Below are 13,448 nucleotides of genomic sequence, written 5' to 3'. Positions count from 1 at the left end.
CGTTTACTCGTTTTCGTCGTGAGCGGGTTGTTCTTTAACAATACGAACTAAATCCACACGATAGTCATTGGCTTCGACAATCGTAATGCTCAGCGGTGCGACCTCAATAACATCACCTACACGTGGGATGTGACCGTTAGCCGCAATCACCAGCCCTGCTACGGTGGCGATGTCTTCGTCCTCATCCACCAGCGTATCCACGTCCAGCGCCTGTTGCAGCGCGTGCAGATCGGTTCCCCCTTTCACTAACCAACCGCCTGCATCAGCAATAATTTCAGGCGTTTCGTCGGCATCCGGGAATTCACCGGCGATCGCTTCTAATACGTCCAGAGGTGTTACCAGCCCCTGCACCACACCAAATTCGTTAGTGACGATGACAAAGCTACCGCGGGCACGACGCAGCACGCCTAACAGATTAATCGGATCCAGCGTTTCCGGGACGACAATGGCCGGCGAGGCAGAGGCAATGGCCGCCACATCCACACCGTCTTCCAGCGCCACCAGCAGCTCTTTAGCACGCACGATACCGATAATTTCGTCCAGTTCACCGCGACACACCGGGAACAGGCTGTGTGGAGAAGAAAGCAACTGTTCGCGAATTTCCGCTACGCTCAGATCGGCGTCGACCCAACTAATTTCACCACGAGGTGTCATGATGCCGCGTAATGAACGGGATGCCAGTGAGAGAACACCGTTGATCATATAGCGTTCTTCTTCCACAAACGCGCCTTCCGGGACCGGGACTGGCACCGGATTGTCGGATTCCATCTGCACGCTGGCCTGACGTTTACCCCCCATCAGACGCAGAATTGCATCCGCAGTACGCGCACGCAGCGGCAGAGTCGACTGGTGGCGAATAAAGTTCCGACGGGCAATCTGGTTAAACAGTTCGATAATAATTGAGAAGCCAATCGCGGCGTACAGATAACCTTTCGGAATATGGAAGCCAAACCCTTCGGCAACCAGGCTCAAACCGATCATCAGCAGGAAGCTCAGACAGAGCACCACCACCGTCGGATGTTGGTTCACAAATCGCGTCAGCGGCTTCGACGCCAGTAGCATCACCGCCATCGCAATAACCACCGCCGCCATCATCACCGGCAGATGGTTGACCATACCGACTGCAGTAATGACTGCATCCAGTGAGAACACCGCATCCAGGATAACAATCTGCGTCACCACGACCCAGAAACTCGCATAGCCTTTTGACTGCCCGGTCTCATGTTCACGGTTTTCCAGCCGCTCATGCAGCTCTGTCGTAGCCTTGAACAAGAGGAAGATACCCCCCAGCAGCATAATCAGATCTCGCCCGGAAAACGCGTAGTCCATGACCGTAAACAGCGGTTTTGTCAGCGTCACCATCCACGAAATAACAGACAGCAGTCCCAGACGCATAATCAGCGCCAGTGACAAACCAATGAGACGCGCTTTATCTCGCTGTTTCGGTGGCAGCTTATCGGCAAGAATTGCAATGAAGACCAGGTTATCGATACCCAGAACAATTTCGAGAACAACAAGCGTGAGCAAACCCACCCAAATCTGCGGGTCCATTAAGAGTTCCATGACAAGCTCCTGCTTAAGGAATGATCAAACTGCGCCCTGAACATCTCAGGCGTTAAAGCAATATGCAGATAAAGTTTGTGGCAAAAAGTGCCAAACTGACAGGCTTGATACGGCCTAAAGGTGAAATGACGTCGGTGACGATCCATATGGTGGGCTACTGCCCTATACTCCTGAGTAATTAAACAGATGCTAAACATAACAGAGACAACTGGTTTTTAGCAAAGATTTACCTTCCTTTGCAATAAGTTGTTTCGGAGATATTTCACCCTTCGAAATTTCTTATGATCGGAAGTTAAATTACGGATCTTCATCACATAAAATATTTTTTTCGATATCTAAAATAATTCACGAAAATCATAGGTTTTTCTTTGTAACCCTTATCTGAATCGATTCGATTGCGGACGAGCGATTCAAAATGCATCTTCACGTTGATGTGTTAACGATAATAAAGGAGGTAGCAAGTGACCATTGCTATTGTAATAGGCACACATGGTTGGGCTGCAGAGCAGTTACTTAAAACAGCAGAGATGTTGTTAGGCGAGCAGGAAAACGTCGGCTGGATCGATTTCGTTCCAGGCGAAAATGCCGAAACGCTGATTGAAAAGTATAACGCTCAGTTGGCAAAACTGGATACCAGTAAAGGCGTGCTGTTTCTCGTTGACACATGGGGAGGCAGCCCGTTTAACGCTGCGAGCCGCATTGTCGTCGATAAAGAGCATTACGAAGTTATCGCAGGCGTAAACATTCCCATGCTGGTAGAAACCTTCATGGCGCGTGACGACAACCCCAGCTTCGATGAATTAGTCGCACTGGCGGTTGAAACGGGTAGCGAAGGCGTAAAAGCGCTGAAAGCAAAACCCGTTGAAAAAGCCGCACCTGCCCCCGTCGCAGCACCTAAGGCAGCGGCACCCGCGAAACCGATGGGCCCGAACGACTATATGCAGATCGGCCTCGCGCGTATCGATGACCGTTTAATCCACGGTCAGGTGGCGACCCGCTGGACCAAAGAAACCAACGTAACGCGCATTATTGTCGTCAGCGATGAAGTCGCTGCTGATACCGTGCGTAAGACGTTGCTGACTCAGGTCGCACCGCCAGGCGTTACCGCACACGTGGTTGATGTCGCGAAAATGATCCGCGTCTATAACAACCCGAAATACGCCGGTGAGCGTGTAATGCTGCTGTTCACCAACCCGACCGATGTAGAACGCATCGTTGAAGGTGGCGTAAAAATTACCTCTGTTAACATTGGCGGCATGGCATTCCGCCAGGGGAAAACGCAGGTAAACAACGCGATTTCGGTGGATGAAAAAGACATCGAAGCCTTCAAGAAACTCAACGAACGCGGTATTGAGCTCGAAGCCCGTAAGGTTTCTACCGATCAGAAACTGAAAATGATGGATTTGATTGCCAAGGCGAAATAACCACCTGGCATTTACTTAGTTTTCACACTTAAGTCTGTATAGCAATAGGAGAAGTACAATGGAGATTACCACTCTTCAGATTGTGCTGGTGTTCATCGTCGCATGTATCGCGGGTATGGAGTCGGTACTCGATGAATTTCAGTTCCACCGTCCATTGGTGGCCTGTACGCTGATTGGTGCCGTTCTCGGGGATATGAAAACCGGTATTATCATCGGTGGTACCCTGGAAATGATCGCTCTGGGCTGGATGAACATCGGTGCTGCGGTTGCGCCTGATGCTGCACTGGCTTCCATTATCTCTACCGTTCTGGTTATCGCGGGTCACCAAAGTATCGGTGCAGGTATTGCGCTGGCTATACCGCTGGCAGCAGCAGGCCAGGTTCTGACCATTATCGTTCGTACCATCACCGTAGCATTCCAGCACGCGGCGGATAAGGCGGCCGAAAACGGCAACCTGACGGCGCTCTCCTGGCTGCACGTTTCCTCCCTGTTCCTGCAGGCTATGCGTATCGCTATCCCGGCGGTAATCGTGGCGATTTCTGTCGGTACCAGTGAAGTTCAGAGCATGCTGAACGCGATTCCGGAAGTCGTTACCGGCGGCCTGAATATTGCGGGTGGCATGATCGTCGTAGTGGGTTATGCGATGGTCATCAACATGATGCGCGCAGGCTACCTGATGCCATTCTTCTACCTTGGCTTCGTCACTGCAGCATTTACTAACTTCAACCTGGTTGCTCTGGGTGTGATTGGTGCCGTAATGGCCATCCTCTACATTCAGCTGAGCCCGAAATATAACCGCGTAGCCGGTGCGCCAGTGCAGGCGGCGGGTAACAACGATCTTGATAACGAACTGGACTAGCAGGTGAGCGAAATGGTTGATATGACTAAAACTACCACCGAGAAAAAACTCACTCCGAGTGACATTCGTGGCGTGTTCATTCGTTCTAACCTGTTTCAGGGTTCATGGAACTTCGAACGTATGCAGGCGCTGGGTTTCTGTTTCTCCATGGTGCCGGCAATCCGCCGCTTGTACCCGGAAAACAACGACGCACGTAAGCAAGCTATTAAGCGTCACCTGGAATTCTTTAACACTCATCCTTATGTCGCGGCTCCCGTACTGGGCGTTACGCTGGCGATGGAAGAACAGCGTGCGAACGGCGCAGAGATTGACGATGGTGCTATCAACGGTATCAAAGTTGGTCTGATGGGCCCGCTGGCAGGCGTGGGCGACCCGATTTTCTGGGGTACCGTACGTCCGGTATTCGCCGCGCTTGGTGCAGGTATCGCGATGAGCGGCAGCCTGCTTGGGCCTTTGCTGTTCTTCATCCTGTTTAACCTGGTTCGTCTGGCAACCCGTTATTACGGCGTGGCATACGGCTACCGTAAAGGTGTCGATATCGTTAAAGATATGGGCGGCGGCTTCCTGCAGAAACTGACTGAGGGGGCGTCAATCCTCGGCCTGTTTGTCATGGGGGCATTGGTTAACAAGTGGACGCACGTCAACATCCCGCTGGTGGTTTCCACCATCACGGGTCAGGATGGCCAAACGCGCGTGACCACTGTGCAGACAATCCTTGATCAGCTGATGCCTGGCCTGGTTCCTCTGCTGCTGACCTTCGCCTGTATGTGGCTTCTGCGTAAGAAAGTGAACCCACTGTGGATCATCGTTGGCTTCTTCGTCATCGGTATCGCGGGCTACGCTGTCGGCCTGCTCGGCCTGTAAGACTGTTGTACATCACCGGGGGCTTGCCCCCGGTTTTTCTATTTAGAGGGTTGAGGATTCATGACTATCACGGACCTGGTGCTGGTTCTATTTATCTTTTCGCTGCTGGCGTATGCCATTTACGATCAGTTCATCATGCCCCGCCGTAATGGCCCCACTCTGCTTACTGTTGCCCTGCTTCCACGCAGTCGAGTCGACAGCGTTATCTTCATCGGTTTGATTGTTATTCTGATCTACAACAACATCACCAGCCACGGAGCACAATTCACCACATGGTTATTATGTGCACTGGTGTTAATGGGGTTGTATCTGTTCTGGATCCGTACGCCCAAAATTATTTTCAAACAAAAAGGTTTTTTCTTCGCTAATGTCTGGATTGAATATGACCGGATTAAAGAGATGAATTTATCAGAAGATGGTGTGCTGGTGATGCAATTAGAGCAGAGACGATTGCTTATTCGCGTACGAAATATAGACGACCTGGAGAAGATATATAAACTTCTCATTTCAAACCAATAAGTTACAAATATAGCCTGAACTATGTTTTTTATATCTCAGTGAAAAACAAACATAGCTAAGGCTATATTACCCCGCCCATATGTTATTTAATTTAACGTTTTATCTATAAATAGATCTAAATGAAAATTATTTTCATTTAGAAGTCAAATAATATTTCTGCGTTTCTTGTTTTATATTCCAAAAATATGTTAAGGTTGCGCCCGTCGTTGGGGAGTAGCCGATTTCCAGACTCCGGAAATGTACGTGTCAACATACTCGTTGAAAAACGTGGCACGTACGGACTGAACATCACGTTTCGTCAGGCGAGACCATAGACACATCAACTGCAATGCATATTTGAATGGCTCTGTATAGACAGTGGGTCCGCTCAGTGTGCATGGTTACTGGGGGCAGTGATGTGTTTTATGGATTACCCCGGTCAGGACGCTGTTATGAATATCACCGCAACTGTTCTTCTCGCTTTCGGCATGTCGATGGATGCTTTCGCGGCATCAATTGGCAAAGGCGCCACCTTACATAAACCTAAATTCTCTGAAGCGCTGCGAACCGGCCTTATCTTTGGCGCAGTCGAGACCCTTACGCCACTGATTGGCTGGGGAATGGGCATGCTTGCCAGCAAATTCGTGCTGGAGTGGAACCACTGGATCGCCTTCATTTTACTGATCTTTTTAGGCGGCCGAATGATAATCGAAGGCTTTCGTGACAACGACGATGAAGATGAAGAGCCGCAGCGCCGCCACGGTTTCTGGCTGCTGGTCACCACAGCCATTGCGACCAGTCTCGACGCGATGGCCGTCGGGGTGGGTCTGGCCTTCCTGCAGGTCAACATTATTGCCACTGCGCTGGCCATTGGCTGCGCCACGTTGATTATGTCCACGCTTGGCATGATGATCGGTCGCTTTATTGGCCCGATGTTGGGCAAGCGAGCTGAAATTCTGGGTGGGATAGTCCTGATTGGTATCGGCGCCCAGATCCTCTGGGCACACTTCCACGGTTAATTCAGGCGCTGCCAGATATGAATACTAAAGTCAGTCTGGCAGTCAAACTTCGTTTTCCTCGCTAACGTTTCCCACACTTCCGGCTTTGCCCGCCAGGCAAACGGCGTCATTTGCAATAACGCAACGGCCTCGCGGCCCTTAAGCTGCATCTGATACCCCAGCGCAATACTCTGTTGCAGAACAAAACCGTCCAGTTGCTCTGTGTGTGGCGCATGTAAACGCACCTCATCATAAATCAGCCCTTTAAGTTCCATTAAATGACGCGGACCCGGCGTGGCGGTGATTACCCATCCACCCGGTTTCACCACGCGGGCCAACTCTTCTGCTTTGCAAGGTGCATAGATCCTGATAATGGCGTCCATTGACGCATCGGCAAACGGCAGACGATGGCTGGAAGCAACGCAAAAGGTCACCTGCGGATAGCGTCGAGCCGCGGCTTTAATTGCCACTTTGGAGACATCAAGACCAAAGGTTGTACAACCCGCTATCGCATCCGCGAAAGCGTGGGTGTAGTACCCTTCCCCACAGCCGATATCCAGAATCGACGCATCACTTGTTCCCAGCGTCTCGCTGAGCGCATTCACAATCGCATCGCGCAGCGGTTGATAGTGCCCGGCATCCAGAAATGCCCGGCGAGCCTGCATCATTTCCGCACTGTCACCCGGATCGCGCGACCGCTTATGCTGAACCGGCATCAGGTTGACATATCCCTCTTTCGCCACGTCAAACTGATGCCGTCCGGGGCACACAAAACTGTTATTCGCTTGAGTAAGAGGCAGATGACAAAGGGGACAGGAAAACGACATGACAACTCCGGCTGGTGATTTAGGGGCGCAAGTGTAACGCGATTCGCGCCCCGCGAAAATAACTTACAGCGACGGCGAGGCCAGGCTACTGCCGTGCATCACCAGTAGATGGTCAGAATCGGCTGGCATCCCGTCGGGTTTCACATTTTCCAGACGCAGGACATCACCCATGATCTGGCTGAAGACCGGCGCGGAAACGGCTCCCCCATAGTAAGCGCCGTTTTGTGGATTATTTATCACCACGACCAACGCGAATTTCGGCTCACTGGCAGGGGCAACCCCTGCCGTATAAGCCACGTATTTATCGACGTACTTACCGTCATCGCCTATTTTTTTTGCCGTCCCGGTTTTCACCGCAACACGATAATCCCTCACCGCAGCCTTGGTCCCACCGCCGCCGGGTAACGCAACGCTCTCCATCATATGTTCAACCTGATGCACTAGCGCCTCTGGCATTACGCGGGTTCCTATAACCGGTGGGTCGATACGTGTAATGGAAAGCGGTCGGTAGATGCCAAAACTGCCGATAGTGGCATAGACATGTGCCAACTGGAGCGGTGTCACCATTAACCCGTAACCGAATGCAAAGGTCGCACGATCCAAATCGCTCCAGTAACGTCGCTGAGGCATTAAGCCGCGACTTTCTCCAGTGAGACCTAAGCCGGTTGGATCGCCAAAGCCAAAGCTTTTATAGGTATCCAGCAGTTTCTGTACCGGCATTGCCAGCGAAAGGTGCGACACACCGGTATCGCTCGATTTCTGCAAAATACCGGTAAGCGATAGCTCCGGGTAAAATCCGACGTCGCGGATGCGATGTCCATCAACGTTAAAAGGATGAGTGTCAATCACGCTGTCCGGCTGCACTATTCCTTGCTGCAGAGCGGTCATGATCACTAATGGTTTGACGGTTGAGCCAGGTTCAAAGGTGTCGCTAATTGCACGGTTGCGGAAATCATCCAGTACCGCGCCTTCGCGGTTATTAGGGTTAAAATCGGGAAAACTCGCCATCGACAGGATTTCACCGGTGGCAATACTTACCAGCACCGCCGCACCAGAATCCGCTTTATTCCATGTCACGGCATTGTCCAGCGCATCTTCAGTCACCGTCTGCAAACGCTCATCAATACTGAGTTGCAATTCGTGCGCGGGGACTGGCATCACTTCCGTGATATTTTCAATCACATGCCCGAACTTGTCTTTGCGCACAAGGCGAGAACCGGGTTTACCCATCAACTGACTGTTGAAACTTTTCTCCAGGCCTTCAATACCTTGTCCATCAATGTTCGTAAAGCCGATAAGATTCGCCGCCACATGACCTGCGGGATAGAAACGGCGGGATTCTTCGCGCAGATTGATCCCCGGGAGATTAAGATCATCGACCCACTGCGCCTGCTGAGGAGAGATCTGGCGCGCCAGATAGATAAAGCGGCTAGCTGGATTGCTGTTAACGCGTTCAGCCAGCGTGCTGAGTGAAATATGCAGGGTCTTCGCCAATGCCTGCCAGCGTTCGTTATAGCCAACGCCACCTTTGCTGACAATCGTCTTCGGATCGGCCCAAACTGCATTCACCGGCACGCTTACTGCGAGAGGACGACCTTCTCTGTCGGTAATCATCCCACGCGGTGAGGCGATTGTGACTTCACGTAACGAACGCATATCCTCCTGCTTGACCAGACTCGTAGGGGTGACGATTTGTAACCACGCAACCCGACCAAGCAACAATCCCAGACTCAACAGAATTGCCACACAAAGCAGGGCAAAACGTACGGGAGTAAAATTGCGTGCATCGCCGACGTTTTTCTTTTTCACCGGGGCTCCTGCAAGATAGTTTTTCAGGTGACTGATTTAACGGGAATTGCCGGGAGAAAGCGGGGAAAACAATGCTACGAACATCACGCCTTTGCAACAAAGCGCTAATGGAGAGGCATTCAGAAATATTTTGACGTAATTTGAATTAAAAAGCCCCGCATAAGCGAGGCTTTATATCTGAATTGGTTGCGCTTGAGCGCTTCAAATCAGTGGTATCGATCAGATAGCTGTTACGTTAACAGCAGCCGGACCTTTCTGGCCGTCCTGAATTTCGAACTCAACGTTCTGGCCTTCAGCCAGAGTTTTGAAGCCGTTACCCTGGATAGCGGAGAAGTGTACGAACACGTCTTTGCTGCCATCAGCCGGAGTAATGAAACCAAAACCTTTAGACTCGTTGAACCACTTAACTTGACCTTTAATCTTTGCCATTTGCAAAATTCCTTAGAGTATTTTCTTCGCCCGCAGGCATAACATAGATAAAACTGAGACATTACTGCTTGAGGCACTAATATAAGGTTCGGCAGAGAAGCGGTATTCAACGTCAACGTGTTTACTCAGGACTTCTTTACTGAAAATGCCACACATAAACAGAACTGTACCTCGTTTAACCCAAACCGTGTTATCACATACAACGTTAATAATGGCAAGCCATTTTTAAACGTGTCTCGATCGGTCGCACAAATCCCGCAGTTCATCAAACAACAACTGCACAGTTATGCGCCAGGCCGAGTAGAGATATATTCTCGCCTCTCTCCCCTTGCCCCGGCTGGCCTGCGCCGTAGCAGGGACTTTTCTACCATAGCTCATCAGGTTCAACTGTTCCAGATTATCTGTCACAGCCTCTGCCAGATATCATTTTTTATGCTTAGTAATGCATAAAAAATCACAAGCTTAAAAATGAGATCGGCATTCTGGTTTTGCACTAAAATAATGAAAGAATGATGACAATGCACAAAAAAAAGGGAGAGAAACGTTTCGCTGATAATAAAACGATCGGCATCACAAAAATGACACAATCATATTATTAATCTATGGATAATTATATTTGTGTCAAACCAGAGATAAGATATTAATTGGTCAGAGCATCAGGAAGAACACAGGTTCGGCGTGTGCCGACGCAGTAATTGCCGGATTGTTGCAGAAGAAAATAATCTGATATCGTTGACGACAGGATGAGGATGAAGCATCTGAGAATAGCAGCTACAAACTCTCACCCTGTCTTTCTGTTTACTACCGTTCGGCTACCAGACGAATGATGTCATCATCTTCATCCTGAGTTTGCACCGCGGCTGGCTCTTCTGCTTTTTCCGGCTCGTTAGCTTCACAAAGACGGCGGAGCAATGCGCTCTGTCGTTTTTGTTGATCCAACAACGCCTCAAGCAGTTCAATCTGCTCGTTAGTACGCGAACTTGCCCGATTGATGAAAAACCACAATACAAGCCCGATTACCAGAACCACCACCGATACCACTAAAGACGCAAAACTCAACGCGCCAGAATTCAAAACTTCGTTCATTTCACCACCTCAATGTAGACAGCATAGTTTACCACTGCCGCACAAGAAGGTAATCAACTGTTACTGAAATGCGCTTACCAGGGAATAAATTTATTGATGGCGCAAATTCCGCTGAAAAATTGTACGTCCTGATCGCACATGATGTTGAACACCTGCGCCCACATCAGTATGCATACCAGCACGACAACGATCAGGACCACCCATCGAAATTTTTTCACTCCAACTCCACTCTCCGAATCTACAGCTTATGTTGATAAATTATCATGAGTTACCTAAACCCTAAGTTAACTGTAACGGCATTAAATGTTTTTAGGAATGATTCACTTGTTTCATCCCATGTACAGGCTAATCTAATAATAACGAGAAAAGATAAGAGGTTGTAATGCGTCTGATTATCCGCGCTATTGTGTTGCTCGCTCTGATTTGGATCGGTTTATTACTGAGTGGCTACGGCGTTTTGATAGGAAGTAAGGAGACTGCGGCTGGCCTGGGCCTGCAATGTCAATATCTGACCGCACGCGGGACCAGCACCGCGCAATACGTCCATACCAACAGCGGCATCATTGGCCTGTCAGATTGTCCCCTGTTGAGGAAAAGCACCGTCGTTATCGATAACGGTTAATACAGCAGCAAAAAATCAGTACGTTATTTGCTCCGGCGACGACGACAGATCGTAAAAAACCCGATACGCCGTATCGGGTTTTTTGTGTATCGCAACGCGTCAAAATCAGAAAGGGTAATCGTTATAACCCATTTGTTCTGAAATCTTACGCGCTGCGGTGTGCAGCATTTCGACATATTCGTGCAAACGTTCTTCAGAAAAACGCAGCGTCGGGAATGAGATGCTCAGACCCGCAATGACCACGCCGAAACGATCAAATACCGGTACCCCGATACAGCGCAGTCCTTCTTCCTGCTCTTCGTTGTCTTCGCCATAGCCCTGCTCACGGACTTTATCCAGTAATACCAGCAACTCATCGGTGTTAGTGATTGTCCGATCTGTACTGCGCTTGTACTCAATACCATCCAGAATTTGCTTCACTTCATCGCGGTCGCGCCATGCCAGCAGCACTTTACCAATGGCGGTGCTGTACAGCGGATTACGACGACCTACGCGAGAATACATGCGCAGATTGTACATCGAGTCGATTTTATGGATGTAGACAATGCTGTCTTCATCCAGCGCACCGAGATGTACTGTCTCTTTGGTCAGGCGCGAAAGTTCGCGCATCTGAATGTCAGCGCTACGGATAAGATCAACGTTTTGCAACGCGCGCGCGCCCAGCTCGAATAATTTCAGTGTCAGAGAGTATTTCTCAGACTCGCCTTCTTGTGCCACATAACCCAGCGTTTTCATGGTCTGCAAAAAGCGATAAACGGTACTTTTTGACATCATGACGCGTTGTGACAATTCGGTAATACCAATTTCGCGCTCTTCACCCAGCGCCTGCAGGATGCCAAAAACCTTCAGCACGGAAGATACAGAATCGGGTTGTTTATCCAGATCTGCGATAGCCATTTACCACCTCATTGCGAGTGTTTTATAAAAATCAGAACCGGTTTTTATTATAATTTCACGTACCAGCCGTCGCAATCTGTCTTTGCTCACTTAGTTACAAATCTGCGACCTAACGCCTGAATATCAATGCTAAAATTATTATTCTCATCATAATTTCCGACAATATTGACTTCCTATGGATAAGTTCCAGGCCGATGGCCTGCCATTGCCCCAGCGATACGGTGCAATTTTAACCATTGTTATTGGCATCTCAATGGCAGTACTGGACGGCGCAATTGCTAACGTTGCCCTGCCGACGATTGCCACCGCTCTTCAGGCCTCCGCGGCCAGCTCAATCTGGATCGTTAACGCCTACCAAATCTCGATTGTCGTATCACTCCTGTCACTCTCATTTTTGGGTGATATGTTTGGCTACCGACGCATATACAAGTGCGGACTGGTGGTATTTCTGCTCGCATCACTTTTCTGTGCCCTCTCCGATTCGCTGCACATGCTAACACTGGCGCGTGTGGCTCAGGGTTTCGGCGGAGCGGCATTGATGAGCGTGAATACAGCACTCATTCGCCTGATTTATCCGCAGCGTCAGCTTGGACGGGGCATGGGGATCAACTCCTTTATCGTGGCGGTTTCCTCAGCAGCAGGCCCGACTATTGCGGCAGCGATCCTCTCAGTTGCCTCATGGAAATGGTTGTTTCTGATTAACGTCCCACTGGGTATTATCGCGTTGCTGCTGGCCATGCGCTTCCTGCCACCTAATACACCGCGTAGCAATAAGCCGCGTTTTGATCTGCCTGGCGCGGTGATGAATGCGCTAACGTTTGGCTTGCTAATCACCGCACTTAGCGGTTTTGCACAAGGGCAATCGCTTAAGTTAATTGGTGCTGAGCTCGTCGGGCTCATCGTGGTAGGTTTCTTCTTTATCCGCCGTCAGCTCGCGCTACCAGTACCGTTATTACCGGTTGACCTGCTGCGTATTCCGTTGTTTTCACTCTCGATTTGTACGTCAATCTGTTCATTTAGCGCACAAATGCTGGCGATGGTTTCCCTGCCCTTCTTTCTACAAACCGTACTCGGTCGTAGCGAAGTAGAAACGGGCCTGCTATTGACCCCATGGCCGCTGGCAACCATGGTGATGGCGCCGCTGGCAGGTTATCTCATTGAACGCGTCCACGCCGGGCTTTTAGGCGCTTTGGGAATGATGGTGATGGCGTGTGGATTATTTTCACTGGTGTTGCTGCCATCCGCGCCGTCGGATTTCAATATCATCTGGCCGATGATGCTGTGCGGCGCGGGTTTTGGCTTGTTCCAGTCACCGAACAACCACACTATCATCACCTCCGCGCCGCGTGAGCGCAGCGGTGGGGCGAGCGGTATGCTGGGAACGGCGCGCTTGTTAGGGCAAAGTACCGGCGCGGCACTGGTGGCATTAATGCTCAATCAGTTTGGCGACAACGGAACACATATATCTCTGATAACTGCGGGTGTACTGGCAACGGTTGCCGCCATAGTGAGCGGCCTGCGTATCACACAGCCGCGCGCATAAACGCCAGGCCCGGCAGCACTTCCCCGGGC

16 protein-coding genes and 1 riboswitch are annotated in these 13,448 nt (G+C 50.2%); of the genes, 7 read left to right on the top strand and 9 right to left on the bottom strand.

Features of this window, described 5'->3' with window-relative positions; genetic code table 11:
• Window positions 1-3: 3 nt before the first annotated feature.
• Together yoaE and I6L54_RS24580 are read right to left on the bottom strand one after the other, a co-directional pair.
• On the bottom strand, window positions 4-1,563 hold the full coding sequence (gene yoaE / locus I6L54_RS11680; protein ID WP_040232342.1) for a CNNM family cation transport protein YoaE: 1,560 nt from the start codon (window positions 1,561-1,563) through the stop codon (window positions 4-6).
• Window positions 1,551-1,709, bottom strand: a complete 159-nt coding sequence (locus I6L54_RS24580; RefSeq protein WP_371747004.1) for a protein YoaL — start codon at window positions 1,707-1,709, stop codon at window positions 1,551-1,553. Before I6L54_RS24580 ends, yoaE begins: the two co-directional genes overlap by 13 nt.
• A gap of 315 nt (window positions 1,710-2,024) precedes the next feature.
• Between I6L54_RS24580 and manX the strand changes: the two genes are divergently transcribed.
• From manX to mntP, 5 genes are all read left to right on the top strand, one after another.
• Complete coding sequence (manX, locus tag I6L54_RS11675) at window positions 2,025-2,987, top strand: PTS mannose transporter subunit IIAB (protein ID WP_005122176.1); 963 nt, start codon at window positions 2,025-2,027, stop codon at window positions 2,985-2,987.
• Window positions 2,988-3,045: 58 nt separating this feature from the next.
• Window positions 3,046-3,846, top strand: a complete 801-nt coding sequence (locus I6L54_RS11670) for a PTS mannose/fructose/sorbose transporter subunit IIC (protein WP_005122174.1) — start codon at window positions 3,046-3,048, stop codon at window positions 3,844-3,846.
• Window positions 3,847-3,858: 12 nt separating this feature from the next.
• Window positions 3,859-4,710, top strand: a complete 852-nt coding sequence (locus I6L54_RS11665; protein ID WP_003833769.1) for a PTS mannose transporter subunit IID — start codon at window positions 3,859-3,861, stop codon at window positions 4,708-4,710.
• Window positions 4,711-4,770: 60 nt separating this feature from the next.
• A complete protein-coding gene (locus I6L54_RS11660; RefSeq protein WP_005122172.1) occupies window positions 4,771-5,229 on the top strand; it encodes a DUF986 family protein in 459 nt (152 codons plus the stop codon).
• Between the two features lie 196 nt (window positions 5,230-5,425).
• A riboswitch (yybP-ykoY riboswitch) is annotated at window positions 5,426-5,526 on the top strand.
• Between the two features lie 134 nt (window positions 5,527-5,660).
• Entirely contained in the window at window positions 5,661-6,227 is a 567-nt protein-coding gene (gene mntP, locus I6L54_RS11655; RefSeq protein ID WP_005120198.1) for a manganese efflux pump MntP, read from the top strand.
• Here the strand turns inward: mntP and rlmA are convergent.
• From rlmA to mgrB, 6 genes are all read right to left on the bottom strand, one after another.
• Window positions 6,224-7,033, bottom strand: coding sequence for a 23S rRNA (guanine(745)-N(1))-methyltransferase (gene rlmA, locus I6L54_RS11650; protein ID WP_040232344.1), 810 nt, complete (start codon window positions 7,031-7,033; stop codon window positions 6,224-6,226). The genes mntP and rlmA overlap by 4 nt on opposite strands.
• 63 nt (window positions 7,034-7,096) lie before the next feature.
• On the bottom strand, window positions 7,097-8,842 hold the full coding sequence (gene ftsI, locus I6L54_RS11645; protein ID WP_005120196.1) for a peptidoglycan DD-transpeptidase FtsI2/PBP3(PARA): 1,746 nt from the start codon (window positions 8,840-8,842) through the stop codon (window positions 7,097-7,099).
• Between the two features lie 219 nt (window positions 8,843-9,061).
• Window positions 9,062-9,271, bottom strand: coding sequence for a transcription antiterminator/RNA stability regulator CspE (gene cspE, locus I6L54_RS11640; protein WP_001062678.1), 210 nt, complete (start codon window positions 9,269-9,271; stop codon window positions 9,062-9,064).
• A gap of 12 nt (window positions 9,272-9,283) precedes the next feature.
• Complete coding sequence (locus I6L54_RS11635) at window positions 9,284-9,427, bottom strand: DUF2627 domain-containing protein (protein WP_003034983.1); 144 nt, start codon at window positions 9,425-9,427, stop codon at window positions 9,284-9,286.
• Between the two features lie 645 nt (window positions 9,428-10,072).
• Window positions 10,073-10,357: a YebO family protein gene (locus tag I6L54_RS11630; RefSeq protein WP_005120194.1), complete on the bottom strand. Its 285-nt coding sequence runs from the start codon at window positions 10,355-10,357 to the stop codon at window positions 10,073-10,075.
• 74 nt (window positions 10,358-10,431) lie between these two features.
• The gene (gene mgrB / locus I6L54_RS11625; RefSeq protein WP_040232348.1) at window positions 10,432-10,575 is read right to left on the bottom strand and encodes a PhoP/PhoQ regulatory lipoprotein MgrB; all 144 of its coding nucleotides are present in this window, start codon (window positions 10,573-10,575) and stop codon (window positions 10,432-10,434) included.
• 164 nt (window positions 10,576-10,739) lie between these two features.
• Between mgrB and I6L54_RS11620 the strand changes: the two genes are divergently transcribed.
• Window positions 10,740-10,979, top strand: coding sequence for a YobH family protein (locus I6L54_RS11620; protein ID WP_005120192.1), 240 nt, complete (start codon window positions 10,740-10,742; stop codon window positions 10,977-10,979).
• Between the two features lie 105 nt (window positions 10,980-11,084).
• On the opposite strand, the gene kdgR is transcribed toward I6L54_RS11620, so the two are convergent.
• Entirely contained in the window at window positions 11,085-11,876 is a 792-nt protein-coding gene (gene kdgR, locus I6L54_RS11615; RefSeq protein WP_005120190.1) for a DNA-binding transcriptional regulator KdgR, read from the bottom strand.
• Between the two features lie 175 nt (window positions 11,877-12,051).
• Here kdgR and I6L54_RS11610 point away from each other — a divergent pair, with 175 nt between their 5' ends.
• Window positions 12,052-13,419 (top strand): MFS transporter, encoded by a 1,368-nt coding sequence (locus I6L54_RS11610; RefSeq protein WP_040232350.1) that lies wholly within the window; start codon window positions 12,052-12,054, stop codon window positions 13,417-13,419.
• The last annotated feature ends 29 nt before the right edge of the window (window positions 13,420-13,448 follow it).

The sequence above is a fragment of the Citrobacter pasteurii genome, from assembly GCF_019047765.1.
In the GTDB taxonomy this organism is placed as follows: Bacteria; Pseudomonadota; Gammaproteobacteria; order Enterobacterales; family Enterobacteriaceae; genus Citrobacter; species Citrobacter pasteurii.
Note: the sequence above shows the minus strand (reverse complement) of the source record. Positions and strands in the feature narration are given on the sequence as shown.